At 65.9% G+C, this 26,020-nt stretch carries 25 protein-coding genes; 16 read left to right on the top strand and 9 right to left on the bottom strand.

Annotated features, from left to right (window positions below; translation table 11 throughout):
• Positions 1 to 23 precede the first annotated feature (23 nt).
• Together DFO63_RS09380 and DFO63_RS09375 are read right to left on the bottom strand one after the other, a co-directional pair.
• Complete coding sequence (locus DFO63_RS09380) at positions 24 to 800, bottom strand: DUF481 domain-containing protein (protein WP_049445907.1); 777 nt, start codon at positions 798 to 800, stop codon at positions 24 to 26.
• A 106-nt stretch (positions 801 to 906) separates the two neighbouring features.
• Positions 907 to 1,509: a hypothetical protein gene (locus DFO63_RS09375; protein WP_049445987.1), complete on the bottom strand. Its 603-nt coding sequence runs from the start codon at positions 1,507 to 1,509 to the stop codon at positions 907 to 909.
• Between the two features lie 81 nt (positions 1,510 to 1,590).
• Here DFO63_RS09375 and DFO63_RS09370 point away from each other — a divergent pair, with 81 nt between their 5' ends.
• Together DFO63_RS09370 and DFO63_RS09365 are read left to right on the top strand one after the other, a co-directional pair.
• A complete protein-coding gene (locus DFO63_RS09370) occupies positions 1,591 to 2,562 on the top strand; it encodes a YafY family protein (protein WP_014038578.1) in 972 nt (323 codons plus the stop codon).
• Positions 2,563 to 2,588: 26 nt separating this feature from the next.
• The gene (locus tag DFO63_RS09365; protein WP_014038577.1) at positions 2,589 to 3,383 is read left to right on the top strand and encodes a MetQ/NlpA family ABC transporter substrate-binding protein; all 795 of its coding nucleotides are present in this window, start codon (positions 2,589 to 2,591) and stop codon (positions 3,381 to 3,383) included.
• A gap of 97 nt (positions 3,384 to 3,480) precedes the next feature.
• Here DFO63_RS09365 and glpK read toward each other — a convergent pair whose 3' ends face one another.
• From glpK to DFO63_RS09350, 3 genes are all read right to left on the bottom strand, one after another.
• Positions 3,481 to 4,980, bottom strand: coding sequence for a glycerol kinase GlpK (gene glpK / locus DFO63_RS09360; RefSeq protein ID WP_101766124.1), 1,500 nt, complete (start codon positions 4,978 to 4,980; stop codon positions 3,481 to 3,483).
• Positions 4,981 to 5,085: 105 nt separating this feature from the next.
• Positions 5,086 to 6,591, bottom strand: a complete 1,506-nt coding sequence (gene glpD / locus DFO63_RS09355; RefSeq protein WP_119006802.1) for a glycerol-3-phosphate dehydrogenase — start codon at positions 6,589 to 6,591, stop codon at positions 5,086 to 5,088.
• Between the two features lie 154 nt (positions 6,592 to 6,745).
• Complete coding sequence (locus DFO63_RS09350) at positions 6,746 to 7,381, bottom strand: OmpW family outer membrane protein (RefSeq protein WP_014038574.1); 636 nt, start codon at positions 7,379 to 7,381, stop codon at positions 6,746 to 6,748.
• 186 nt (positions 7,382 to 7,567) lie between these two features.
• Here DFO63_RS09350 and DFO63_RS09345 point away from each other — a divergent pair, with 186 nt between their 5' ends.
• From DFO63_RS09345 to lpdA, 3 genes are all read left to right on the top strand, one after another.
• The gene (locus DFO63_RS09345) at positions 7,568 to 8,083 is read left to right on the top strand and encodes a DNA-deoxyinosine glycosylase (protein ID WP_101766122.1); all 516 of its coding nucleotides are present in this window, start codon (positions 7,568 to 7,570) and stop codon (positions 8,081 to 8,083) included.
• Positions 8,084 to 8,250: 167 nt separating this feature from the next.
• Entirely contained in the window at positions 8,251 to 9,954 is a 1,704-nt protein-coding gene (aceF, locus tag DFO63_RS09340; protein WP_101766121.1) for a dihydrolipoyllysine-residue acetyltransferase, read from the top strand.
• Positions 9,955 to 10,061: 107 nt separating this feature from the next.
• The gene (gene lpdA, locus DFO63_RS09335; protein ID WP_119006801.1) at positions 10,062 to 11,849 is read left to right on the top strand and encodes a dihydrolipoyl dehydrogenase; all 1,788 of its coding nucleotides are present in this window, start codon (positions 10,062 to 10,064) and stop codon (positions 11,847 to 11,849) included.
• Positions 11,850 to 12,294: 445 nt separating this feature from the next.
• Here the strand turns inward: lpdA and DFO63_RS09330 are convergent, their stop codons facing one another.
• Complete coding sequence (locus DFO63_RS09330; protein ID WP_049445989.1) at positions 12,295 to 13,113, bottom strand: hypothetical protein; 819 nt, start codon at positions 13,111 to 13,113, stop codon at positions 12,295 to 12,297.
• A 458-nt stretch (positions 13,114 to 13,571) separates the two neighbouring features.
• Here DFO63_RS09330 and DFO63_RS09325 point away from each other — a divergent pair, with 458 nt between their 5' ends.
• From DFO63_RS09325 to DFO63_RS09285, 9 genes are all read left to right on the top strand, one after another.
• Positions 13,572 to 13,937 carry a hypothetical protein gene (locus DFO63_RS09325; protein ID WP_014648497.1) on the top strand — a complete coding sequence of 122 codons (366 nt, stop codon included), beginning with the start codon at positions 13,572 to 13,574 and terminating at the stop codon, positions 13,935 to 13,937.
• A gap of 31 nt (positions 13,938 to 13,968) precedes the next feature.
• Positions 13,969 to 14,769 (top strand): F0F1 ATP synthase subunit A, encoded by an 801-nt coding sequence (gene atpB / locus DFO63_RS09320; RefSeq protein WP_014038569.1) that lies wholly within the window; start codon positions 13,969 to 13,971, stop codon positions 14,767 to 14,769.
• Between the two features lie 73 nt (positions 14,770 to 14,842).
• Entirely contained in the window at positions 14,843 to 15,148 is a 306-nt protein-coding gene (gene atpE, locus DFO63_RS09315) for a F0F1 ATP synthase subunit C (protein WP_005411133.1), read from the top strand.
• Between the two features lie 106 nt (positions 15,149 to 15,254).
• On the top strand, positions 15,255 to 15,725 hold the full coding sequence (locus DFO63_RS09310; RefSeq protein WP_005419512.1) for a F0F1 ATP synthase subunit B: 471 nt from the start codon (positions 15,255 to 15,257) through the stop codon (positions 15,723 to 15,725).
• Positions 15,726 to 15,727: 2 nt separating this feature from the next.
• Positions 15,728 to 16,255, top strand: coding sequence for a F0F1 ATP synthase subunit delta (locus tag DFO63_RS09305; protein ID WP_032129048.1), 528 nt, complete (start codon positions 15,728 to 15,730; stop codon positions 16,253 to 16,255).
• Positions 16,256 to 16,299: 44 nt separating this feature from the next.
• The gene (gene atpA / locus DFO63_RS09300; RefSeq protein ID WP_014038567.1) at positions 16,300 to 17,847 is read left to right on the top strand and encodes a F0F1 ATP synthase subunit alpha; all 1,548 of its coding nucleotides are present in this window, start codon (positions 16,300 to 16,302) and stop codon (positions 17,845 to 17,847) included.
• An 83-nt stretch (positions 17,848 to 17,930) separates the two neighbouring features.
• A complete protein-coding gene (atpG, locus tag DFO63_RS09295) occupies positions 17,931 to 18,794 on the top strand; it encodes a F0F1 ATP synthase subunit gamma (protein ID WP_119006800.1) in 864 nt (287 codons plus the stop codon).
• Positions 18,795 to 18,831: 37 nt separating this feature from the next.
• Positions 18,832 to 20,238, top strand: coding sequence for a F0F1 ATP synthase subunit beta (atpD, locus tag DFO63_RS09290; protein WP_010481327.1), 1,407 nt, complete (start codon positions 18,832 to 18,834; stop codon positions 20,236 to 20,238).
• Between the two features lie 113 nt (positions 20,239 to 20,351).
• The gene (locus tag DFO63_RS09285; RefSeq protein WP_005419509.1) at positions 20,352 to 20,774 is read left to right on the top strand and encodes a F0F1 ATP synthase subunit epsilon; all 423 of its coding nucleotides are present in this window, start codon (positions 20,352 to 20,354) and stop codon (positions 20,772 to 20,774) included.
• A 124-nt stretch (positions 20,775 to 20,898) separates the two neighbouring features.
• On the opposite strand, the gene DFO63_RS09280 is transcribed toward DFO63_RS09285, so the two are convergent.
• Positions 20,899 to 21,282: a GtrA family protein gene (locus DFO63_RS09280; RefSeq protein ID WP_119006799.1), complete on the bottom strand. Its 384-nt coding sequence runs from the start codon at positions 21,280 to 21,282 to the stop codon at positions 20,899 to 20,901.
• 83 nt (positions 21,283 to 21,365) lie between these two features.
• Between DFO63_RS09280 and glmU the strand changes: the two genes are divergently transcribed.
• Positions 21,366 to 22,733, top strand: coding sequence for a bifunctional UDP-N-acetylglucosamine diphosphorylase/glucosamine-1-phosphate N-acetyltransferase GlmU (gene glmU, locus DFO63_RS09275; RefSeq protein WP_049445924.1), 1,368 nt, complete (start codon positions 21,366 to 21,368; stop codon positions 22,731 to 22,733).
• On the top strand, positions 22,702 to 23,235 hold the full coding sequence (locus DFO63_RS09270) for a GNAT family N-acetyltransferase (protein ID WP_049445926.1): 534 nt from the start codon (positions 22,702 to 22,704) through the stop codon (positions 23,233 to 23,235). Before glmU ends, DFO63_RS09270 begins: the two co-directional genes overlap by 32 nt.
• A 56-nt stretch (positions 23,236 to 23,291) precedes the next feature.
• On the opposite strand, the gene DFO63_RS09265 is transcribed toward DFO63_RS09270, so the two are convergent.
• Positions 23,292 to 24,644, bottom strand: coding sequence for a HAMP domain-containing sensor histidine kinase (locus DFO63_RS09265; RefSeq protein WP_119006798.1), 1,353 nt, complete (start codon positions 24,642 to 24,644; stop codon positions 23,292 to 23,294).
• The gene (locus DFO63_RS09260) at positions 24,641 to 25,987 is read right to left on the bottom strand and encodes a sigma-54 dependent transcriptional regulator (protein WP_101766117.1); all 1,347 of its coding nucleotides are present in this window, start codon (positions 25,985 to 25,987) and stop codon (positions 24,641 to 24,643) included. Before DFO63_RS09260 ends, DFO63_RS09265 begins: the two co-directional genes overlap by 4 nt.
• Positions 25,988 to 26,020: the final 33 nt, after the last annotated feature.

Here is a 26,020-nt window from a genome sequence, read left to right as displayed (position 1 = left end):
GGCGCCCTCGGCGCCCGTTCTGCTTATTTGAACTTGTAGACCACGTTCATCGTGGTCAGCGTATCGGTCTTGCGCTTGTCCACAGCAACGTCACTGTTGTAACGCGCCTGCCAGCCGGCCTTCAGTGCCAGGTGCTCGTTCATGCTGACAGAGACACCGAAGTCGTTCTGGCCGAAGGTGTTGTACGAACCGGATTCGACCAGCAGCGTGTTGACCAGGTCGGTGTTGTCGGTCAGCGAGTACTTCATGTCGAACAGGCCACGGCCGATCAGGCCGGTGCGGGTGCGGTCGTCCTCGGTGCTGTGGGTACGGCGCACACCGGGGCCGATCTGCGCGTCGAACGAGAAGCGCTCGGTGTTCCACAGGCGGGTGCCGTAACCCAGACCGAACGAGCTCTGGCGGTCGTAGGTGGCGAAGTCGTCGCGCTCGGTACGCACCGTGGCGGTCAGCTGGCGGTGCTCGCCCAGCTGCAGCGCGCTGCCGGCACTGCCCGTGTAGCGGTTGGCGGTGGTGTTGTTGCGGCGGGTGGTGGTGCCGTCGTCGTTGGTCTCGGTCACCTTGGAGCTGGAGCGCAGGCCGAACAGGTCCATGCTGTGCACCCAGTCGCCGTCGGTGTAGCGCAGGCGAAGGCGGCCGTTGAAGCTCTCGGTGCTGCTGTTGCCGCGTGCCGAGGCAAAGCCGAGCTCGCCACCACTGCCGCTCCACGGCGAGGACATCGCCGCCAGCTCGGAGGCATCCTGTGCGTATGCGAGCGGCGCACACAGCAGCAGGGGGATCAGCAGGGACACGCGCAGGGACATCGAGGCTTCTCCGAAACGGTTAACAGCCGGTGATGATACTGGAAGCGTGATGGCGGTCCGAATCGATCCAATGCGCGCTTCAGCGAACGTTGCCGCGATCGCCTATTCAGGGCAGATCGACACGCAGTGCGGGGTCGTTGAAGCGCGAATAGCGCAGGCGCAGCTGGAAGCTGCGGCCATTGCTGCTGCCGCTGCGCACGATCTGGCGTGGCAGGCCCTGGGTATCCACCCAGTACTCCAGGCGTTCGCCGGGCTGCGCATCACGCAGCCGGTAGTGCCGGGTCTCGACCCCGTCCAGCGCCTGGCTGCCGAGGTCTTCGGCCTTCAGGTCGGCGGGCAGGGCATCGGCCGGCAGCGGGTTGCGCCACTGCTCGAGCAGGCCGGGCGGGGTCGGCACCTGGCGGATCGCGCCGTCGGCCTGCAGGAACATGGTGTCGCCGATGATGGTCTGCGGCCCCGCCGGCGTCTCCACCCGGAAACGATCGGGCGCGACGAAGTCCATGGCGCTGCGCACCGGCTGCGGTGCGCCCAGCACCTCCAGTTCGGCGTGGAAGCTGCGCAGGGCCGCGAAACGCTGGCTGGCGCCCAGCACCGCCTGCGCCGGATCGGCGACGGGTACCGGGGTCCCGGTGCTGGCCGGCGCCGGCGCGCGATCACAGGCGGCCAGCAGCAGGCAGGCCAGCAGGGACAGGGCAGGCAACCGGCGCATCGGGTATTCCATGGGGGTGGGGGCGACCACGATAGCCCAAACGTCCCACACAAGACCCGCGACTCGGACATAATCGGGGGTATGGACCGATACGAACGCATCACCGCCCTGCATCGTCTGCTCAAGTCCGCGCGCTATCCGGTGACGGTGGCGACCCTGCAGGACAAGCTCGGTTGTTCCCGCGCCACCGTCTACCGCGACCTGGCCTTCCTGCGCGATGCGCTGATGGCACCGATCGAGGGCGACGGCGAGGCGGGCTTCCGCTACCAGGCTGACGAGAGCGACCGTTTCGAGCTGCCCGGCCTGTGGCTCAGCTCGGAGGAGCTGCATGCCCTGCTGGCCTCGCAGCACCTGCTGGCGCGGACCGGCGGTGGTGTGCTGTCGTCGGTGCTGGCACCGCTGCAGCAACGCATCGAGAGCCTGCTGGCGGCCCAGGCCGGCGTGTCCAGCTGGCCGGTCGACCGCGTGCGGGTGATTCCGCACCGAGGCCGCAAGTTCGACGAAGGCAGCTTCCGCAGCGTCGCGTCGGCCGTGCTGGAGCGCCGCCAGCTGGCGTTCGAGTACCGCGCCCGTTCCACCGACGAGCCGACCAAGCGCACCGTCTCACCGCAGCGCCTGACCCACTATCGCGACAACTGGTACCTGGATGCCTGGGACCATGACCGCGACGCCCTGCGCAGTTTCGCGGTGGACCGCATCCACAAGGCGCGGGTGGTCGACAGCACCGCGCGCGATGTCGCCGACAGCGAGCTGGACGAGCAGCTCGGCGCCAGCTACGGCATCTTCTCTGGCGCGCCGAAGGGGTGGGCGACCATCCTGTTCAGCGCCAAGGCCGCGCGCTGGGTGGCCGACGAGCACTGGCATTCCAAGCAGCAGGGCCGCTTCCTGGCCGACGGCCGCTATGAGCTGAAGGTGCCGTACAGCGTCTCGCGCGAGCTGCTGATGGATGTGCTGCATTACGGCTCGGATGCCGAGATCGTCGAGCCGATGATGCTGCGCGAGCAGGCCAAGGCGTTGCTTGAGCTGGCCCTGAGCAACTACGAAAAATCCTGACATTCCCCCCGAGAATCCAATCCCCCATGAAGAAGACCCTGTTGCTGCCCCTGCTCGCCGCTGCGCTGGCCCTGACCGCCTGCGGCAAGTCCGGCGAGCCCTCGCAGAAGCTGGTGGTGGCCGCCACGGCCGTGCCGCATGCCGAGATCCTCGAGGTGGTCAAGCCGATCCTCAAGCAGGAAGGCGTGGACCTGGACGTGCGCGTGTTCAATGACTACGTGCAGCCCAACGACCAGCTGGTGCAGAAGCAGGTGGATGCCAACTACTTCCAGACCGAGCCGTACCTGGATGCCTACAACCGTGACCGCAAGACCGACCTGGTGAAGGTGATCGGCGTGCACATCGAGCCGTTCGGTGCGTACTCGCGCAAGGTCAAGTCGCTGGCCGAGCTGCGCGAAGGCGCCGACGTGGTGATCCCGAACGACCCCAGCAACAACAGCCGCGCGCTGATCCTGCTGCACAAGGCCGGCGTGATCGAGCTGAAGGACCCGACCAACGCACTGTCGACCCAGCGCGACATCATCGCCAACCCGAAGAACCTGAAGTTCCGCGAGCTGGACTCGGCGATGCTGCCGCGCGTGCTGGACCAGGTCGATCTGGCCCTGATCAATACCAACTACGCGCTGGATGCCGGCCTCAACCCGACCAAGGATGCGCTGGCGATCGAGAGCAAGGACTCGCCGTACGTGAACTTCCTGGTCGCGCGCCCGGACAACAAGGACGATGCCCGCGTGCAGAAGCTGGCCAAGGCCCTGACCAGCCCACAGGTGAAGGCCTTCATCGAGACCAAGTACAAGGGCGCGGTGCTGCCGGCGTTCTGACTGCATCTGGCCATGTGGTAGAGCCGGCCGCTGGCCGGCAATCTCCAGGCGCTCCCCCAGACATCATGGGGTTGCCGGCCAGCGGCCGGCACTACCCTCAATCGACGTGGAAGGCGAGGGTGGCGGCCACCGCCTGCTGCCATCCCGCATACAGCTTCTCGCGCCGGGCCACCTCCATCTGTGGCTCGAAACGCCGGTCCAGGCCCCACTGCGCGGCGATCTGTTCGCGGCTGGTCCAGAACCCCACCGCCAGACCGGCCAGGTAGGCCGCACCCAGCGCGGTGGTCTCGGTCAGTCGCGGCCGCAGCAGCGGCACACCGAGGATGTCGGCCTGGAAACCGGCCAGGAAGTCATTGCCGATCGCACCGCCATCGGCGCGCAGCTCGGTCAGCGCGATACCGGCATCGGACTGCATCGCATCAAGCACGTCCCGGGTCTGGTAGGCCATCGCTTCCAGCGCGGCGCGCACGAAGTGCGCCTTGCGGGTGCCGCGGGTCAACCCGAACATCGCACCGCGTACGTCACTGCGCCAATAGGGCGCGCCGAGGCCGACGAACGCCGGTACCAGGTAAGCGCCGCCACTGTCGGGCACCTGCGCAGCCAGTGCCTGGCTGTCACTTGCACGTTCGATCATGCGCAGCCCATCGCGCAGCCATTGCACCACCGAGCCGGCGATGAAGATCGAGCCTTCCAGCGCGTACTCCACGCGTCCGTCCAGGCCCCAGGCAATGGTGGTCAGCAGGCCGTTGCGCGACCGCACCGCCTGCGCACCGGTATGCATCAGCATGAAACAGCCGGTGCCATAGGTGTTCTTGACCATGCCCGGCTGGAAGCAGGCCTGGCCGAACAGCGCCGCCTGCTGGTCACCGGCGATGCCGGCGATCGGGATCGGGTGGTCGAAGAAGAACTGCGGCCGGGTATGCGCGTATACCGCGCTGGAGTCGCGTACCTGCGGCAGCATCGCGCGTGGGATGTCGAGCAGGGCCAGCAGCTCGTCATCCCAGTCCAGCGTGTGGATGTTGAACAACAGCGTTCGCGCAGCATTGCTGTAGTCGGTCACATGCGCCTGGCCACCGCTCAGGTTCCACACCAGCCAGCTGTCGATGGTGCCGAACAGGAGCTCGCCACGTTCGGCGCGCTGCTGCGCACCTTCCACGTGGTCGAGGATCCAGCGCACCTTGGTGGCGGAGAAATAGGCATCGATCAGCAGGCCGGTCCGTTCGCGGATCAGCGCTTCATGCCCGTCGGACTTCAGCCGCTCGCAGATGGCGTGGCTCTGCCGCGATTGCCAGACGATGGCATTGTGGATCGGCTGGCCGGTGGCACGGTCCCAGACCACGGTGGTTTCGCGCTGGTTGGTGATGCCCAGTGCGGCGATATGACGCGGGTCGATCTGCCCGCGGCTGAGCAGTTCGGTCAACGTGGCATAGACGCTGGTAAGGATCTCGCGCGGGTCATGCTCGACCCAGCCGGGGTGCGGGAAGATCTGCGCGAACTCGCGCTGCGCGCTGCCGACGATGTCGCCGGCACGATCGAACAGGATCGCGCGGGAACTGGTGGTGCCCTGGTCGATGGCCAGCACGTAGCGGGGCGTCATGCAGCGTCTCCGGTAGCGATGGGGAAATCCTAATGCATCGGTCGCGTCGCTCGCGGCCGCCCAGGTAGCTGCCAACCTTGGTTGGCACACGTTGAAACACTGGGGTCAGAGCCCATTCCGTGGGAAAGGGATCCGACCTCGCATCCACGCCTGTAGCCGTGCCACCTGTGCAGCATCCAGCCGCAACCCCAGCTTGCTCCGGTGCCACAGGATATCGTCGCTGTCGCACGCCCACTCGCGTTCGCGCAGGAAGTCCACTTCGCGCGCATGCAGGCCGCCGCCAAAGTCCTCGCCCAGATCGTGCAGGCCCTGTACACCCTGCAGCAGTTCCGCGCTGCGACTGCCATAGGCCCCGGCCCAGCGTCGCGCGATACCGGCGGGCAACCAGGGTGCCAGCGCCAGCAGGTGCGAGCCTGCCTGTGCGGCGTCGCCCCAGTCGCTGCCCGGCAGCGGGTCTCCGCGCGCCGTCCAGGCCGGTCCCATCTGTGGCAGGGCAGGGCGCAGCAGGTCCAGTGCCTCCTCGGCCAGCACCCGGTAGGTGGTCAGCTTGCCGCCCAGTACGTGCAGCGCTGGTGCCGGGTCCACCTGCACCTGAAGGCGGTAGTCGCGGCTCAGCTTCGCTGCGCGTGGATCCGGGTCAGCCAGCAATGGACGGACACCGGCGAACGCCCAGACCACCTCCTCCGGGGCGATGGGGTTACGCAGGTAGCGATTGGCCGCTTCGCACAGGTAGGTCACCTCGGAGGGCAGCACGCTGCAGCGCGCCGGGTCACCGCGATAGTCGGTATCGGTGGTGCCCACCAGCAGGTGGTCGTGGGCGAAGGGCAGCAGGAACACCACGCGTCCGTCGGGCTGCTGCAGCAGGCAGGCGCTGTCATCGGGCCAGGGCCGGCGCAGCACGATGTGGCTGCCCTGCACCAGGCGCAGCGCGGGGCCGCCGCTGCGCGCCTGCATCCGTTCCAGCAGGCCCCCGGCCCACGGGCCCGCCGCGTTGACCACGGCGCGTGCATTCACGGGGTGCGGCTGGCCATCGGCGGATTCCACAACGGCCCGCCACCGGCCCTGCACGGGGTGCAGGTCGGTGCAGCGGCTGCGCACCCGCACCTGTGCGCCCCGCTGCGCGGCATCCAGGGCGTTGAGCAGTACCAGTCGCGCGTCATCGACCTGCGCATCGGCGTAGCTGAAGGCCTGCCGCAGCGTTGGGGAGAGCCACTGGCCGAGCGGATCGCGTTGCAGTTCCAGTGCGCGTGACGCGGGGAAGGCGGGGCCGCGCCGGCCCAGATGGTCGTACAGCCACAGCCCCACGCGCAGCATCCAGCGCGGGCGCAGGTGCGGTTCCCACGGCAGCACGAAGCGCAGCGGATGGACCAGATGGGGGGCCTGCCGGCGGACCACCTCACGTTCGCCCAGCGCCTTGCGCACCAGGCCGAACTCGCCCTGTTCCAGGTAGCGCAGGCCGCCGTGGATCAGTTTGCTGCTGGCACTGGAGGTGTGCGCGGCCAGGTCGTGCTGTTCGCACAGCAGCACGCGCAGGCCACGGCCACTGGCGTCACGGGCGATGCCGGCGCCATTGATGCCGCCACCGATCACCAGCAGGTCGACATCGTCCATCGTGTCTCCGCGCCCCGTGTCTGTACAGTCGAGCATGGCTCGACCCTACAAAGGGCAGTCGAGCAAGCTCGACTCTACAGAACGCAGGTGACGGAAACGACGACGGGCCCCGAAGGGCCCGTCGCGTTGCATCAGTGAAGCGGTGCTGCCTGGATCAGAAGCGGGCGCCGATGCCGAAGCCGACGGTCCACGGATCCATCTTGGCTTCGCCGATCTTCTCGCCGCCAACCTTGATGTCCGGGCGGGCGCGCATGTAGCGGGCGTCAGCACGGGCGAACCAGGTGGAGTTGATGTTCATGTCGACGCCGACGGTGCCGATCACGCCCTTGGCATCCTTGAAGCGGATGTCGGTGTCAGCGCCGTTGCCCAGCTTCTCGTTGCTGAAGCTCGACTGGTAGTAGCCGACGCCCACGAACGGGCGGAACACGTTGTCAGCCTGGCCGAAGTGGTACTGGCCGCTCAGCGCGACCGGCTGCTGCTCGACCGAACCCAGGCGGGCGTTGTTCGGGCCCTTGAACTTGTTGTCGAACTTGTCGGCAGCGCCCCACAGCTCAACGGCCCAGTTGTCGTTGATGTAGTAGCTGAAGCTGACGGTCGGCGCCGGGCCACCGTCGGTCTTCTTCACGCCGGTGATCGGGTCGTTCTTCGGCTGCAGCAGCGAGATGCCGCCAACAACGGCAAAATGCTTGCCCGAAGCGGTATCGGTGGTGCTGCTGTCCTGGGCGAAAGCGGCCGGCGCGAAGGCGGCGGAGGTCAGCAGGGCGAGACTCAGGATACGGATGGAGCGCATGGGGGTATCTCCTAATGTTTCTTGTTTTGGGCCCCCGGTTGCGGGGCGAGCACACCGTAGTCGCCCCAACATGAATCGAATCCGACGCACGTTAAAAAATAGTTTTCCTTGTTCAGCGACGGGTGCGGAATGCCTGTATTCATGGGGTTTTTGGCCGTCGCTGACATTCATGCAGTTGGAGAAGATGTGAGCACAGCAACGTTGTGCATTGGCCTGCAAGCGCAGGTGAACGTGGCATGCCGGGTACTGCTGCTGGGCTCGATGCCAGGCGTGGCATCCCTGCAGGAGCAGCGCTACTACGCGCATCCGCGCAACCGCTTCTGGCCGCTGATGGCCGATATCTGCGGTTTCGACGCGGGTCTGCCCTATGCGCAACGGCTGCAGGCGTTGAACGCCGCGGGCATCGGCCTGTGGGATGTGATCGGGCGCTGCGAGCGACGCGGCAGCCTGGATGCCGACATCGTGCGTGGTACGGAAGTGGCCAATGCACTGCCAGAACTGATCGCCACGCTGCCTGAGCTGACGCTGATCGGCTGCAATGGCGGTGCGTCACTGCAGGCATTCCAGCGCTGGGTGCTGCCGCGGCTGGAGGCCCCGCCGAAGGTGCTCGCGTTGCCGTCGACCAGCCCGGCCAATGCGGCGTGGTCGTTGCCGCGCCTGCGCCAGGCGTGGCAGCCGGTGGCCGACGCGCGGGCGACATGAAGCGGACATCGTCCGGACAATACGCTACCGACTGGTCGCAGCCACGACCCATGGGCAACAGCCTGTCCCGGCTGCGTGCGTACTGAAAACACCTGTAACGGTTGGCGCTGGACCCCGCTGGCCGCACAATAGACGTTTCCCTACACCAGATTGCCGGAGTTATCCCCATGGCCGAAATCAAGGAAGCACTTGTCCCCGATATCGGTGACTACAGCGATATCCCGGTAATCGAGGTGCTTGTCGCCGTCGGCGACACGGTCAAGAAGGACCAGGGCCTGGTGACGCTGGAAAGCGACAAGGCGACCATGGAAGTGCCGTCCTCGGTGGCCGGCGTGGTCAAGGAGCTCAAGGTCAAGGTGGGCGACAGCCTGTCCGAAGGCAAGGTCGTGGCACTGATCGAAGTGGCCGAAGGCGAAGCCGAAGCTGCCAAGCCGGCCGCTGCCGCACCGGCACCGGCCAAGGCCGCTGCACCGGCTGCCGCCACCCAGAGCGCGCCGGCCCCGGCCGCAGCTGCACCGGCCGCCCCGGCTGCCAGCGGTGGCGCGGTTGAAGCGCTGGTGCCGGACATCGGCGACTACGCCGGCATTCCGGTCATCGAAGTGCTGGTCGCCGTGGGCGACACGGTCAAGAAGGACCAGGGCCTGGTCACGCTGGAAAGCGACAAGGCCACCATGGAAGTGCCGTCCTCGGTGGCCGGCGTGGTCAAGGAGATCAAGGTCAAGGTCGGCGACAACCTGTCGCAGGGCAACGTGGTTGCCATCATCGAAGCCGAGGGCGCTGCCGCGCCGGCACCGGCCAAGGCCGCTGCGCCCGCTCCGGCGGTTGCAACGCAGGCCCCGCAGGCCGCTGCTCCGGTTGCCGCCGCCGCTCCGGTTGCTGCCGCGCCGTCGGCCGGTACGCCGAGCAGCCCGCCGGTGCAGTTCAACGCCGATGGCGTGCTGCCGGCCAAGGTGCCGTACGCCACCCCGGCGGTGCGCGTGTTCGCCCGCGAGCTGGGCGTGGACCTGCTGCAGATCAACGGCACCGAGAAGGGTGGCCGCATCACCAAGGGTGACGTGCAGAAGTTCGTCAAGGCCGCGCTCAGCGGTGGCGTGCCGGCAGCTGCCGGTGGCGCCGTCGCCGCCGGTGGTGGCCTGAACCTGCTGCCGTGGCCGAAGGTCGACTTCAGCAAGTTCGGCGAGACCGAAGTCCAGCCGCTGTCGCGCATCAAGAAGATCTCGGGTGCGAACCTGGCCCGCAACTGGGCCATGATCCCGCACGTCACCCAGTTCGAGCAGGCCGACATCACCGACCTGGAAGGCCTGCGCGTGGCGCTGAACAAGGAGAACGAGAAGGCCGGCATCAAGCTGACCATGCTTGCCTTCCTGATCAAGGCCAGCGCCGCGGCGCTGAAGAAGTTCCCGGAATTCAACGCCTCGCTCGATGCCAGCGGTGAAAACCTGACCCTGAAGAAGTACTTCCACATCGGCTTTGCCGCCGACACGCCGAACGGTCTGGTCGTGCCGGTCATCCGCGACGTGGACAAGAAGGGCGTGGTGCAGATCGCGCAGGAAACCGGCGAACTGGCCAAGAAGGCACGCGACGGCAAGCTGGGCCCGGCCGACATGAGCGGCGGCTGCTTCTCGATCAGCTCGCTGGGCGGCATCGGCGGCACCGCGTTCACCCCGATCGTCAACGCACCGGAAGTGGCCATCCTCGGCGTCTCCAAGTCGTCCATCCAGCCGGTCTGGAACGGCAAGGAATTCGCACCGAAGCTGATGCTGCCGCTGTCGCTGAGCTACGACCACCGCGTCATCGACGGCGCCCTGGCCGCACGCTTCACCACGTACCTGTCGCAGGTACTGGCCGACATGCGCCGCGTGCTGCTGTAAGGCACCGCTTCGCCCCCACCGTGCGGCCGCAGCCCCTGGCGCGGCCGCGTGAACAGATGCAGTGACAGCCCACCGGCACCGCCGGGCGGGCACGAGGAAAACCCACCATGGCCACGATTGAAGTCAAGGTTCCCGACATCGGCGATTACAGCGATGTGCCGGTGATCGAAGTGTTGGTCGCCGTCGGCGATACGGTGAAGAAGGATCAGGGTCTGGTGACCCTGGAGTCGGACAAGGCCACCCTGGAAGTGCCGTCTTCGGCCGCCGGTGTGGTCAAGGAAATCAAGGTCAAGCTGGGCGACACCCTGTCCGAAGGCGCCGTGGTCGTGGTGCTGGACGCTGAAGGCGCCGCCGAAGCCCCGGCCAAGGCCGCCGCGCCGGCCAGCAAGCCGCCAGTGACTCCGTCGCACCGCGCCCCGGCCGAACCGGCTGCGCCGAAGCCGGCGCTGTCCAGTGGCAAGCCGGCCGACATCGAATGCGAGATGGTCGTGCTGGGCTCCGGCCCGGGCGGCTACACCGCCGCCTTCCGCGCCGCCGACGTCGGCCTGGATACGGTGCTGGTCGAGCGCTACGCCAGCCTCGGCGGCGTCTGCCTCAACGTGGGCTGCATTCCGTCCAAGGCCCTGCTGCACGCCGCAGCGGTGATCGACGAAGTGGCCCATGCCGGTGATTTCGGCGTCGAGTTCGGCAAGCCGACCATCACCCTGGACAAGCTGCGCGAGTACAAGGAAAAAGTCGTCAACCAGCTGACCAAGGGCCTGGCCGGCATGGCAAAGCAGCGCAAGGTCCGCAACGTGCAGGGCGTCGGCAGGTTTGTTTCGGCCAACGAGCTGGAAATCACTGCTGCTGACGGCAGCACCCAGCTGCTGCGCTTCCAGAAGTGCATCATCGCCGCCGGTTCGCAGGCGGTGAAGCTGCCGAACTTCCCGTGGGACGACAAGCGCGTGATGGATTCCACCGACGCGCTGGAGCTGGCCGAAGTGCCGGGCTCGCTGCTGGTTGTCGGCGGCGGCATCATCGGCCTGGAAATGGCCACCGTGTACGGTGCGCTGGGCAGCAAGGTCACCGTGGTCGAGTTCATGGACCAGCTGATGCCGGGCGCCGACAAGGACCTGGTCAAGCCGCTGGCCGACCGCCTGAAGAAGCAGGGCATCGACGTGCACCTGAAGACCAAGGCCTCGGGCGTCACCGCCGATGCCAAGGGCATCACCGTGACCTTCGAAGCCGCCGAGGAAGGCCAGGCGCCTGCGCTGGCGCAGGGCACCTTCGACCGCGTGCTGGTGGCCGTGGGCCGCTCGCCGAACGGCAAGAAGATTGATGCAGAAAAGGCCGGCGTGCAGGTCACCGAGCGTGGCTTCATCCCGGTCGATCGCCAGATGCGCACCAACGTGCCGCACATCTTTGCCATCGGCGACATCGTCGGCAACCCGATGCTGGCGCACAAGGCCACGCACGAAGGCAAGCTGGCTGCTGAAGTGGCCGCTGGCCACAAGAAGGAATGGGTTGCCCGTGTGATTCCGTCGGTGGCCTACACCAACCCGGAAATCGCCTGGGTCGGTGTGACCGAGACCGAAGCCAAGGCCAAGGGCCTGAAGGTCGGCGTGGCCAAGTTCCCGTGGGCCGCCAGTGGACGCGCGATCGGCATCGGCCGCACCGAGGGCTTCACCAAGCTGATCTTCGACGAAGAGACCCACCGCATCATCGGTGGTGCGATCGTCGGCGTGCATGCCGGTGACCTGCTGGCCGAGATCGGCCTGGCGATCGAGATGGGTGCGGAAGCCGAGGACATCGGCCACACCATCCACGCCCACCCGACGCTGAGCGAATCGGTGGCGATGGCCTCGGAAATCTACGACGGCACGATCACCGATCTGTACATGCCGAAGAAGAAGTAAGGCGCCCGCGCCGTTCCGAACGAAAAGCCCTGGCCTCTGCCGGGGCTTTTTTTCTTCGATCAGTGCTGCAGCAAAGGGTGGGGCCGCTGCGCGGGTGGCGGGCATTTCGACAAATGTCCCCCGTCGCCCGCCTGTGGCGGTCGCCTCCTCCTTTACTTTGTCGAAATGCCCGCCACCCACGCAGCGACTCGGCTTGCGGATAGTCGAGAGCCATTGCCTGGGCCGCGTGGACGCCTGACACGCGGAGGGAGCGGGGGCTGTGTGCGAAGTAAAGGAGGAGGTGTCGGCCGCAGGCCGGCGCCGGGGGACATTCGCACGCAGCCCCCGCTCTCTCCAGCGCTCGACCAACCCGCTTCTGCTCTCCTGTCAGGAACCCACAAAAAACGCGGCCCCGATGTTCCGGAGGCCGCGCCAGGAGAGAGGATGCCGTGGAAGGGGCGGGGGATCAGAACACGAAGCTGATACCGGCCACCGGGCCCTTGAATTCCTGCTTCAGGCCGACAGTGCCGTCGCTGCCCTTCTTGTCCACGTCCAGCTTGAACCAGTCGTAGCCGGCGAACACACCGAAGTTCTTGGTGAAGCGGTAATCGACGATGGCATTGGCGCGGCTCAGGTCGCCCTTGTAGTCATCGAAGCTGCCCCAACGCGTGTTCAGGTACTGGCCCTGCAGCGTGATCATCCAGCGCTCGCCCGGGGTGAAGGTCATGCGCGCACCCACCACCGGCGCGATGCCGTCAGCCTTCTCGTTGAGGAACTGGCCTTCGTAGACGGTGCCCAGGTCGGCGTAGCCCTTGGTGCTGACCTTGGCGTACTCGCCACCGATCTGCAGGCCGAGGTCGAAGGTGTCGGTATCGACGACCGAGTAATCGTAGACCAGGCTGGCCACCTGGTACTTCAGTTCACCCTTCACGAAGCTGCCGGCCGGCACGTTCTCACCGCCGAAGGAAATGCCCTGGTCGAGGGTCTCGCGGCGGTCCTTGTCGTACTTGAAGTAGTTGAACAGCAGGCGCTGGCGATTGCTGATGCGGAACATGCCATCGATGCGCGGCTCCCATTCCTTGCCCCCCAGCTTGAAGTCCTGGTTCAGGGAGACATCCTGGCCAGCCACATTGGTCTTGCCGCGGATCGTGTTGTCCGAATCGATGTTCATCGCACCCAGGCGGATGGCGAAGCGGTCATCGCCTTCGGCGGCATGGGCGGCAGTGGCGAACGAAGCACCGGCGGCGAGCAGGGAGAGGGCGAGCAGGGTGGGTACGGAGCGCATCGAAGAGTCCTTGCAGTGGTTCATCAGAATGAAAACCACTGTGCCGGACAGGCACGTCCACCATCCGTGAACGTATGGTCCACGAGGTGTGCACGGTTCAGCGCTGTCGCGACGATGCAAAAAGATGGCCCCGGAGCCGGGCTTCGGGGCCATCGTGGGACCTGCGGGGCGGAGCGTCGACGAGGTTGCTGCAGGCAGGTCGCAAGATCGGACCGGCGCATCCGGCGAAAGTTCCGCGCCTGCGACCAAAGTTCAATACTGCGGTGCAGCATCACGCGGACGTCATTGTCCCCTGGGTGGCACGCAAAAATGTAACCGTTACCGCAACTTGCGGCTTCCCGGGATGAACAGGCAGCGGTTGTCTCGCAAATTGTCCCATTGCTATAATTTGGCGGCTCGATGAGGCCCCCCTGCTGTAGCCGCCTCAGCCCTCCACTTGCAACCACGCGGGACGTCCTGTGCTGAACTCCGTTGATGCGGGTCGGCGACTGATGCTGCGCGCCGCGGTCTACCCGCTGGCCGCGGTCGCTGTCCTGGCCCTGGCCTTCCTGCTGGTGGGTCCGAAATATGCCCTCGGCGCGCTGGCGTCCGGTGTGGCCATTTCGGCCGGTGGCTGGGTTGCGGCACGGATGGCACTGGGTGGTGGTGCGGTGGCCGCAGGATCGGCGATGGCTCGCCTGATCATTGCGATCGTAGCCAAGTGGGTCGTGGTTTTCGGCGTCCTGCTGGTGGGGTTCCTGGTCTTCAAGCTGCCTGCATTGGCGCTGTTGGCCGGTATCGCCGTCGGCTTGATGTTCCAGGTCCTGGCCATGGCCAGGCGTTGACAGAATTCAATTAACTGAAGGTTCCGGACACATGGCGGGCGAGGCTCTAACCCCTACCAGCTACATCCAGCATCACCTGCACAACCTGACCGCACCGGTCGGCAAGGGTGAGGGTATGTTCTGGCATATCCACGTCGATACCTTCCTCACCGCTGTCCTGATGGGCCTGGTGATCGTTGTCGCGTTCTGGCTGGGGACCCGCAAGGCCACTGCTGGCGTGCCGGGCAAGTGGCAGGCCTTCGTCGAGATCTGCCTGGAGTTCGTCGACCGCCAGGCCAAGGACACCTACCACGGCAAGAGCAAGCTGGTCACGCCGATCGCCATCACGATCTTCTTCTGGATCCTGTTGATGAATCTGCTGAAGATGATCCCGGCTGATTTCATCGCCAAGCCGCTGGAATGGGTGGGCGTTCACTACTGGAAGCCGGTCCCGACCGCTGACGTCAACGCCACCCTCGGCATGGCCATCAGCGTGTTCTTCCTGATGCTGTTCTTCGCGCTCAAGTCCAAGGGCCTGGTCGGCTTCGTCAAGGAATTCCTGACGGCCCCGTTCGGCAAGTGGATGATGCCGTTCAACCTGATCCTCAACATCGTCGAGTGGCTGAGCAAGCCGATCTCGCTGGCGATGCGACTGTTCGGCAACATGTTCGGCGGCGAAATCGTGTTCCTGCTGATCTGGGTGCTGGGTGGTGCCGGTTTCTTCGGTGCCATCGCAGGTGGTGTGTTCGGCCTTGGCTGGATGCTGTTCCACCTGCTGGTGATCCCGCTGCAGGCCTTCATCTTCATGATGCTGTCGATCGTGTACCTGAGCCTGTCGGAAGACGCTCACTGAGTTTCAAGCTTCAACGCGTTTCAACCTTCATCCGTTTCATCACCCTTAGCAACTTAAGTTCCTGGAGATAACCATGTACTTCGCCGTCCTGACCAACTTCGCGCAGATTCAGAGCTCCACCGCCCTTGCCGTCGGCATCATGATCGGCCTGGCCGCGCTGGGCGCCGGTCTGGGTCTGGCCATCATGGCTGGTAAGTTCCTGGAGTCGGCCGCCCGCCAGCCGGAACTGATCCCGGTCCTGCAGGTCCGCATGTTCATCACCGCCGGCCTGATCGACGCCGCGTTCATCATCTCGGTCGCCGTTGGCCTGCTGCTGGCCTTCGCCAACCCGCTGTCGGCTGCCTTTGCTGGCGCCGTCACCAAGGCTCTGGCCGGCTGATACAGCGGTTTGAGACGACCGGGTGCTGATGCACCCGGTTTCGGATGAAGGCCGGATGCGCCGCTACGGCGGCGCGTCCACCCCGAAACCAGCGATCGAGCTAACCATGAATATCAATTTCACCCTTCTTGCGCAGGCGCTGGCCTTCGCTGGTCTGATCTGGATCATCGCGACCAAGATCTGGCCGCCGCTGATGAACGCGATCGAAGAGCGCCAGCAGAAGATTGCTGAAGGCCTCGCTGCTGCTGACCGCAGCCAGAAAGATCTGGCCCAGGCGCAGGAGAAGGTCAACGAAGCGCTGAAGGAAGCCCGCACCAAGGCTAACGAGATCATCGATCAGGCCCACGCGCGTGCCAACCAGATCGTTGATGCTGCCCGTAACGAAGCGATCACCGAAGCCACCCGTCAGAAGGAACTGGCCCAGGCTGAAATCGACGCCGCCGCCAACCGTGCCCGTGAAGATCTGCGCAAGCAGGTGTCCGCGCTGGCCGTGACCGGTGCCGAAAAGCTGCTCAAGCGCGAAATCGACGCCAACGCCCACAAGGCGCTGCTCGACGAGCTGGCCTCGGAGATCTAAGGATGAGCCAGGCCCTCACGCTTGCCCGCCCGTACGCCCGCGCCGCGTTCGCGACCGCGCGCGACGAAGGCGCGTTCGCGCCGTGGTCGGACGCCCTGGCGTTCTCCGCCCACGTCGCCGCCGACCCGCGCGTGGCGGCCCTGCTCGCCAACCCGGAGCTGGGTCGTGACGACGCCGTCGCCCTGCTGGCGCCGGTGTCCCACGGCGAGACCTACTCGCGCTTCCTGGCCATCCTGGCCGAATCGCATCGTCTGCCGCTGCTGCCGGAAATCTCCGGCATGTTCGACGCCCTGCGCGCCGAAGCCGAGCACGTGGTCAAGGCCACGGTGACCTCGGCTTCCGAGCTGTCGGCCGGCGAGCTGGACGCGATCAAGGTTGCGCTGCGCAAGCGCTTCAACCGCGAGGTCGACGTGACCACCGCGGTCGATGCTTCGCTGATCGGCGGCGCCGTGATCGACGCCGGCGACGTGGTCATCGATGGTTCGCTGAAGGGCAAGCTGGCCCGTCTGCAGACCGCGCTCGCTAACTGAATTCATTTAACGTCCGGCCCCGCTGCCGGCACTAGGACTTGACGATGGCAACCACGCTCAACCCCTCCGAAATCAGCGAACTGATCAAGAACCGCATCGAGAAGGTCAAGCTGGCCGCGGAATCGCGCAACGAAGGCACCGTGACCAGCGTGTCCGACGGCATCGTGCGCATCTTCGGTCTGGCCGACGTGATGCAGGGCGAAATGATCGAACTGCCGAACAACACCTTCGCACTTGCCCTGAACCTGGAGCGCGACTCGGTCGGCGCCGTGGTCCTGGGTGACTACGAGAACCTGCGCGAAGGCGACGTCGCCAAGACCACCGGCCGCATCCTGGAAGTGCCGGTCGGTCCGGAACTGCTGGGCCGCGTCGTGAACGCGCTGGGCGAGCCGATCGACGGCAAGGGCCCGCTGGGCACCGACCTGACCGCTCCGGTGGAGCGCGTTGCTCCGGGCGTGATCTGGCGCAAGTCGGTCGACCAGCCGGTGCAGACCGGTTACAAGTCGGTCGACTCGATGATCCCGATCGGCCGTGGCCAGCGCGAGCTGATCATCGGTGACCGCCAGACCGGCAAGACCGCCATGGCGATCGATGCGGTGATCAACCAGAAGGGCACCGGCATCAAGTGCGTGTACGTTGCGATTGGCCAGAAGGCCTCGACCATCGCCAACATCGTGCGCAAGCTGGAAGAGAACGGCGCGCTGGCCCACACCATCGTGGTGGCCGCGACCGCTTCCGAATCGGCTGCCATGCAGTACATCAGCGCCTACTCGGGCTGCACCATGGGTGAGTACTTCATGGACCGCGGCGAAGACGCGCTGATCGTGTACGACGATCTGTCCAAGCAGGCCGTCGCCTACCGCCAGATCTCGCTGCTGCTGAAGCGTCCGCCGGGCCGTGAAGCCTACCCGGGTGACGTGTTCTACCTGCACTCGCGTCTGCTGGAACGCGCTGCCCGCGTGTCCGAGGAATACGTCGAGAAGTTCACCGAAGGCAAGGTCACCGGCAAGACCGGTTCGCTGACCGCGCTGCCGATCATCGAAACCCAGGCCGGCGACGTGTCCGCCTTCGTTCCGACCAACGTGATCTCGATCACCGACGGCCAGATCTTCCTGGAAACCGACCTGTTCAACGCCGGCATCCGCCCGGCCGTGAACGCCGGTATCTCGGTGTCGCGCGTCGGTGGCTCGGCCCAGACCAAGATCATCAAGAAGCTGTCGGGCGGCATCCGTATCTCGCTGGCCCAGTACCGCGAGCTGGCTGCGTTCGCGCAGTTCGCCTCGGACCTGGACGAAGCGACCCGCAAGCAGCTGGAGCGTGGCCAGCGCGTCACCGAGCTGATGAAGCAGAAGCAGTACGCGCCGATGTCGATCGCCAACCAGGCGCTGTCGATCTACGCCGTCAACGAGGGTTACCTCGACGACGTGCCGGTCAACAAGCTGCTGGCGTTCGAAGAAGGCCTGCACGCCCACTTCGCCAACACCCAGGGCGAGCTGATCAGCAAGGTCAACGCCACCGGCGGTTGGGACAACGACATCGAAGGTGCCTTCAAGAAGGGCATCGCCGAGTTCAAGACCACCGGCAGCTGGTAATCCAGCGCTCGTAGAGCGGGGCTCGCCCCGCTCAAACGGTTGAACAACGCGGGGCATCAGCCCCGCGCCACGGGAAACAAGAGATGGCAAGCGGACGCGAAATCAAAACCAAGATCAAGAGCGTGCAGAACACCCGCAAGGTGACGCGCGCCCTGGAAATGGTCTCGGCCTCCAAGATCCGCAAGGCGCAGGATCGGATGAAGACCTCGCGTCCGTACGCGCAGGCGATGAAGCAGGTGATCGGCCACCTGGCCCAGGCCAGTACCGATTACCAGCATCCGTTCCTGGTCGAGCGCGAACAGGTCAAGCGGGTCGGTTTCATCGTGATCTCCTCCGATCGCGGCCTGGCCGGCGGCCTGAACAACAACCTGTTCCGCAAGATGCTGGGCGAAGCCAATGCATGGCAGGACAAGGGTGCCGAAGTGGACCTGGTGACCATCGGCCAGAAGGCTTCGACCTTCTTCCGCCGCGTGAAGGTCAACATGGTCGGCAGCGTGACCCACATCGGCGACGTGCCGAAGCTGGAATCGCTGATCGGTGTGATCAAGGTCATGCTCGACGCCTTCACCGAAGGCAAGATCGACCGCGTGTACCTGGTCTACAACCGCTTCGTGAACACCATGGTGCAGAAGGCCAGCTTCGATCAGCTGCTGCCGCTGCCGCCGGCTGAGAAGCAGGTCGCTCACCACGACTGGGACTACCTGTACGAACCCGATGCCGCGACCGTGCTCGAGCACGTGATGACGCGTTACATCGAGTCGCTGGTGTACCAGGCACTGCTGGAAAACGTCGCCTCCGAGCATGCGGCACGCATGGTTGCGATGAAGGCGGCGAGCGACAACGCCAACAAGCTGATCGGCACCCTGCAGCTCGTCTACAACAAGGCGCGCCAGGCAGCGATCACCCAGGAAATCTCCGAAATCGTCGGCGGCGCGGCAGCAGTCTGACCGCGTTCGTTCAAAGCACACATTAGAGGATGCAGCAATGAGTCAGGGCAAGATCGTTCAGATCATCGGCGCGGTCGTCGACGTCGAATTCCCGCGTGAGTCGGTGCCGAAGGTGTACGACGCACTGAAGGTCGACAACACCGAAATCACCCTCGAAGTCCAGCAGCAGCTGGGCGACGGCGTGGTGCGTACCATCGCCCTCGGTTCCACCGACGGCCTGAAGCGCAACCTGGTTGCCACCAACACCAACCGCGGCATCTCCGTGCCGGTCGGTGCTGGCACCCTGGGCCGCATCATGGACGTGCTCGGCCGTCCGATCGACGAAGCCGGCCCGGTGGCGGCCAGCGACAGCTGGGAAATCCACCGTGCGGCCCCGTCGTACGAAGACCAGTCCCCGGCCACCGAGCTGCTGGAAACCGGCATCAAGGTCATCGACCTGATGTGCCCGTTCGCCAAGGGCGGCAAGGTCGGCCTGTTCGGCGGCGCCGGCGTCGGCAAGACCGTCAACATGATGGAACTGATCAACAACATCGCCAAGGCGCACAGCGGTCTGTCCGTGTTCGCCGGCGTGGGTGAGCGTACCCGTGAGGGCAACGACTTCTACCACGAAATGAAGGACTCCAACGTCCTGGACAAGGTGGCGATGGTGTACGGCCAGATGAACGAGCCGCCGGGCAACCGTCTGCGCGTCGCCCTGACCGGCCTGACCATGGCCGAGTACTTCCGCGACGAGAAGGACGAAAACGGCAAGGGTAAGGACGTCCTGCTGTTCGTCGACAACATCTACCGCTACACCCTGGCCGGTACCGAAGTGTCGGCACTGCTGGGCCGCATGCCGTCCGCCGTGGGTTACCAGCCGACCCTGGCCGAGGAAATGGGCGTTCTGCAGGAGCGCATCACCTCGACCAAGAACGGTTCGATCACCTCGATCCAGGCCGTCTACGTTCCCGCGGACGACCTGACCGACCCGTCGCCGGCGACCACCTTCGCCCACCTGGACTCGACCGTGACCCTGTCGCGTTCGATCGCCTCGCTGGGTATCTACCCGGCCGTCGATCCGCTGGACTCCACCAGCCGCCAGATGGACCCGCTGGTCATCGGCCACGAGCACTACGACACCGCCCAGCGCGTCCAGCAGACCCTGCAGAAGTACAAGGAACTGAAGGACATCATCGCGATCCTGGGCATGGACGAGCTGTCCGAAGAGGACAAGCAGGCCGTGTCGCGCGCCCGTAAGATCGAGCGCTTCTTCAGCCAGCCGTTCCACGTGGCCGAAGTGTTCACCGGTTCGCCGGGCAAGTACGTGCCGCTGAAGGACACCATCCGTGGCTTCAAGGCCATCGTCGATGGCGAGTACGACCACCTGCCGGAGCAGGCGTTCTACATGGTCGGCGGCATCGAAGAAGCGGTCGAGAAGGCCAAGAAGATGGCCGAGAAGGCCTGATCCGGGACGGGCGGGAGCGATCCTGCCCGACCTGACGCCGGCGCCGGGCAACCGCCCGCGCCGGTGGACCCCCACGGTGGCATTGCGCCGCCGCGAACAGCGAAGAGATTTGCATGAGCACGATCCGTTGCGACATCGTCAGCGCCGAGCAGGAAATCTTCCGTGGCGAAGCGACCCTGGTCGTGGCCACCGGTGAGCTGGGCGAACTGGGCATCGCGCCCAAGCACGCGCCGCTGATCACCCGCCTGAAGCCGGGCAAGGTGGTGGTGACCACGCCGAACGGCGAGCAGCTGGATTTCGCCATTTCCGGCGGTATCCTGGAAGTGCAGCCGCAGGTAGTGACCGTGCTGGCCGACACCGCGATCCGCGCGCAGGACATCGACGAAGCCTCGGTCCGCAAGGCCAAGGAAGAAGCCGAGCGCATCCTGGCCAACCGCGGCGAAGCGATGGAAGTGGCCGAAGCCCAGCAGAAGCTGGCTGAAGCCGTCGTCCAGCTGCAGGCGCTGGAGCGCCTGCGCAAGAATCTCAAGCACTGAGGTTCGCGCTGCACCCACGAGAACGCCGGCCCTGTGCCGGCGTTTTTGTTTGGAGAGTGTGGCTGGGCCGATCGGGTAGCGTCGACCTTCAGCCGACGCTACCGGTCCCGATCCCGACGTCGTATCAGCGGTACACCACGTAGCGCATCAACAGGAACGACACGCACGCCAGCCCGCCTTCCACCAGCGGCTTGGCCAGCCACGTGTACTGCAGGCCCAGCGCCTGGTCGACCAGGCTGACCAGCAGCGTGCTAGCCGCCGTCAGCAGCAGCCACAGCCCGAAGAAGCGTGCAAAGCGCTTCCATCCAAGCTTGCGGGTGCCGGCCTCGGCAAAGGTGTAGCGGCCGTTGAGCCAGAAGCCCAGCAGCATGCCGGCCAGGCGACCGGCGATGTTGGCTGGCGCCACCGGCATGCCCAGCGCGGTGGTGACCACGAACACCAGCCAATCGACCAGCAGCTGCACGAGCCCGATCGCGAGATAGGCGCTTCCCTGGCGGACGAGGCTCATCGGCATGGTGAAGGAGGAGGGATGCCCATGTTAACGGCCCACGCTCTAGAATCATCGGCAACGAACCACGGACTGCCGCTCCCATGACCCAAGCCCTGCACGTCATCATCCTCGCCGCCGGCGCCGGCAAGCGCATGAAGTCGGTGCTGCCGAAGGTGCTGCAGCCGATCGCCGGCCAACCGATGCTGGCGCACGTGATCGATGCGGCCCGCGAGCTGCAGCCGGCGGCCATCCACGTGGTTTACGGCCATGGTGGCGAGGCGGTGCGTCAGTACTTCGCCGACCAGCCCGATCTGCAATGGGCCGAGCAGGCACAGCAGCTCGGTACCGGGCACGCCGTCGCACAGGCGATGCCGCAGGTTCCCGATGCTGCGCAGGTACTGGTGCTGTACGGCGATGTGCCGCTGATCCGCGCGCAGACCCTGCGCGACCTGCTGGCGCAGCCGGGGCGATTGGCGGTGCTGGTGGCCGACGTCGATGACCCGACCGGTTACGGCCGCGTGCTGCGTGATGCGGAGGGCAAGGTGGGCTCGATCGTCGAGCAGAAGGACGCCACCGATGACCAGCTGCGCGTGCGCACGATCAACACCGGCATCATCGCCGCAGAATCGACCGCGCTGCGCCGCTGGCTGTCGCAGCTCTCCAACAGCAACGCGCAGGGCGAGTACTACCTCACCGATGTGTTCGCGTTCGCCGCGCACGAGTACACCCCGGCCGAGATGGCGCTGGTGGCCGACGCGCAGGAAGCCGAGGGGGCAAACGATCCCTGGCAGCTGTCGCAGCTGGAGCGCGCCTGGCAGCGCCGTGCGGTGCGTGCGCTGTGCGCACAGGGCGCACGCGTGCGCGACCCGGCACGACTGGATATCCGTGGCACCGTTACCGTGGGCAGCGACGTGCTGATCGATGTCGATGTCGTCCTTGAAGGCAACATCGTGCTCGGTGACGGCGTCACCATTGGTCCGTTCAACCGGCTGAAGGACGTCACTCTCGGCCCGGGCACCGAAGTACGCGCGCATTGTGATCTGGAAGGCGTGGTCACCGAAGGCGCGGCACTGGTCGGTCCGTTCGCGCGCCTGCGCCCAGGTACCGTGCTGGCCGATGGCGTGCACGTCGGCAACTTCGTCGAGACCAAGAAGGTCACCCTCGGTGTCGGCAGCAAGGCCAATCACCTCACCTATCTGGGTGATGCGGTGATCGGCAGCAGGGTGAACATCGGTGCCGGCACCATCACCTGCAACTACGACGGCGTGAACAAGTCGACCACCACCATCGGCGACAACGCGTTCATCGGCTCCAACAGCTCGCTGGTGGCACCGCTGACGATCGGCGAGGGCGCGACCATCGCCGCCGGCTCGGTCATCACCCGCACCGCTCCGGACGGCAAGTTGACACTGGCACGTGCACGACAGGAAACCATCGATGGCTGGAAGCGCCCGGTCAAGAAGCCCTGAACCACGCCTTCCGCACGCCGACGAGCTTGGCGTGCTGCCGGCGATCGAACAGCGTGCCGGTGAGCTGCTGAAGGGCCACGAAGCCTATCCGGTGTTCGCCGGCCACGGCCTGGACCTGCTGACCCTGCAGGACGGCCTTCAGCGTGGCCAGCTGTGGGTAGTCGATGCCGCTGATGGTGGCGTTGCGGGTTACCTGCTGGCTGGCGAACTGTGCGGTGAGTTCCATGTGCTGCAGATGGACGTGGACCCGGCGCATGCGCGTCGTGGCCACGGCCGTGCATTGCTGCGCCATGCCTTGGCGCAGGCCAGGGCTGCCGGCTTTGCTGCAGCGGTGCTGACCACCTTGAGCGATGTGCCGTGGAATGCAGCCTTCTATGCCAGCGAAGGGTTCGACGTAGTGCCTGAGGCGGAGTGGAACGACGGTCTGCGCGCAGTCATGGCCGAAGAGGCCGCGCTCGGCTTTCCGATGCACCTGCGGGTAGTGATGCGGCGCGTCTGGTAGGTGCCGACCTTGGTCGGCACAGCCACGCATGGCGTGGCTCTACCCGATCGGCCCGCTCAGCCCACCGGCAACAGGATCGACACGCACAACCCGCCATCACCGCGGTTCTGCAGCGACACGCGGCCACCGTGCGCTTCCACGATCTCGCGGGTCAGTGCCAGTCCCAGGCCGGTGCCATTGCGCTTGGTCGAATAGAACGGCATCAGTGCGTTCTGCAGCACCTGCTCGTTCATGCCCTTGCCGCGGTCCAGTACATCCAGGCGCAGCCACTGCGGCAGCCGCGTCAGTTGCACCTGCACGTCATCGTTGGGCGGATCGGCCTCGGCGCAGGCTTCATGCGCGTTCTTCAGAAGATTCAGCAGTGCCTGCCCGAACTGCGCGATGTCGATGCGGCTGCTCAGTTCCTCGTCCGGTTCGCGATCCATGGTGAACGGGATCTGCTGGCGCAGGCTGGACAGGAAGGGTGCCCAGTGCACGGTCTGCAGTTGCGGCTGCGGCAGCTTGGCAAAGCGCGCATAGCCACGGATGAAGCCTTCCAGGTGGCGTGCGCGGTCTTCGATGGTGGTGAAGATCTCGGGCAGCCGATCGAAGCGCTCGCGCTGCACCAGCACGCCACCGGAGTGGGCCAGCGAGGCGATCGGCGCCAGTGAGTTGTTGAGCTCGTGGCTGATCACCCGGATCACCTTCTTCCACGTCTGCACTTCCTGGCGGCGCAGTTCGGCGGTGAGCAGGCGTACCAGCAGCAGGTCGTGCGGACGGCCGTTGAGCTGGAAGGCGCGGCGCGACAGGTGATAGACCTGCTCGTCATCCTCGTCGCCGTCCTCGCCCTCGGCATGCACCGCGAACAGGCTGTCGCCGCCACGGGCGATGGCATCGCGCAGCTCCACCGGCACCTGTTCCAGCACCTCTTCCAGGCGCTGGCCCTCCAGCTTCCAGCCACCATGCAGCAGCTTGCGTGCGGCCAGGTTGGAGAACACCACGCGGGCGATGCCATCGCCGCCGGAAGCAATCAGCAGCATCGCCACCGGTGTGTTCTGCACCATGGTGTCCAGCAGCAGTTCGCGCTGCACCAGGCCCTGCCGCTGCTCGCGCAGTACATCGCCCAGTTCGCGGTGCGCCTGCACCAGGTCGCCCAGTTCGTCGTTGCCCGGCCAGTACACGCCGAAGTTGTACTCGCCGTCGCGGTAGCTGCTGGTGGTGCCGGACAGTGCACGCATCAGCGAGCGCACCGGTGCGGTGGCGCGGAGCAGGGTCCACCACATCAGTGCCAGCAGGATCACCGCCGACACCGTGGTCACCACCCAGCCATGGTCCATCCAGTACGCCAGCAGCCACGGCAAGGCGGCGGCCAGCGCCAGCACCGGCAGCAGGCGCAGGAACAGGCGGAAGGTGAACGAGCGCCGCTTCATTCGCGTGGGATGCCGTGCCGGTCCATGCGCCGGTACAGCGCCTGGCGGCTCAGGCCGAGTTCGGCGGCGGCCTGGGCGATGACGCCGTGGTTGCGCGCCAGCACATCCTCGATGCGCGCACGGTCTGGATCATTGCCGGCGCTCGGTGCCGGGCGCGGTGCAGGTGAAGCACGCGGCAGGTTCAGATCGGCCACTTCGATGTGGTTGCCGGTCGCCAGCAGCTCGGCACGCTGGATCACGTTGCGCAGTTCGCGCACGTTGCCCGGCCACGGGTGCCGTTGCAGGGCCGCGGTTGCAGCATTGGAAAGTGGCTTGCCGGCCGTCAGGAAGCGCTCGGCCAGCGGCACGATGTCGCCCGGGCGCTCGGCCAACGGTGGCAGTACCAGTTCCACCGTATTGAGGCGGTAATACAGGTCTTCGCGGAAGGTGCCGTCGCGGATCATCGCCGGCAGGTCGGCATTGGTCGCGCTGACCACGCGGACTTTGACCTGGCGTTCGCGATTGGAGCCCAGGCGCTCGAAACGACCGGTTTCCAGCACGCGCAACAGCTTCATCTGACCGCCCAGCGACAGGTTGCCGATCTCATCCAGGAACAGCGTGCCTCCGTCGGCAGCTTCGAATTTGCCCTCGCGCGCCTTGCTGGCGCCGGTATACGCGCCTGCTTCGGCACCGAACAGTTCGGCCTCGATCAGTTCCGAGGGCAGGGCGCCACAATTGACTGTGATGAACGAACCCTTGGCCACCAGCGAGTTGGCCTGGATGATCTGCGCGATCTTCTCCTTGCCAGCACCGTTGGGGCCGGTGATCAGCACCGGCAGTTCGGAGCGCGCGACCTGGCAGGCGAGTGCGATGACGCGCTCGCTGGCCGGATCGGCGAACACCGCACCGCACAGCTCGTACTTCTCTTCCAGCGCATTGCGCTGGCGCAGCTCGCGGCTGCGTCGGCGGTCCAGTTCGCGCCGTGCCTCGGACAACTCCAGCAGGTTGTTGACCGTGGTCAGCAGCTTGCGGTCGTCCCAGGGCTTGGCCAGGTAGTCGGCGGCACCGGCCTTGACCAGGTCCACCGCGCTGCTCAGGTGCGTCCAGGCGGTCAGCAGGATCACCGGCAGGTCCGGGTGGCGCGCACGGATCTGTGCGAAGAGGACTTCGCCTTCCTCGCCGGAGGTGGTGTCCTCGCTGAAGTTCATGTCCTGGATCACCAGGTCGACCGGCTGCGACTCGAGCAGGGCCAGCCCCTCGGCCGGGCTCTGCGCCTGCAGGGTGTCGATATCGTGCAGGGAGAACAGCACGTCCAGCGCGGTACCCACACTGGCGTTGTCGTCGATGATCAGGATCGAAGGCATCAAGCGGTTCTGCAGAAAGGGATGGGCGGCGCC

Origin of the sequence: Stenotrophomonas sp. AG209 (genome assembly GCF_003550055.1) — a bacterium.
In the GTDB taxonomy this organism is placed as follows: Bacteria; Pseudomonadota; Gammaproteobacteria; order Xanthomonadales; family Xanthomonadaceae; genus Stenotrophomonas.
The sequence above is the reverse complement of the archived record's forward strand: the minus strand, read 5'-3'. Positions and strand labels throughout refer to the sequence as shown.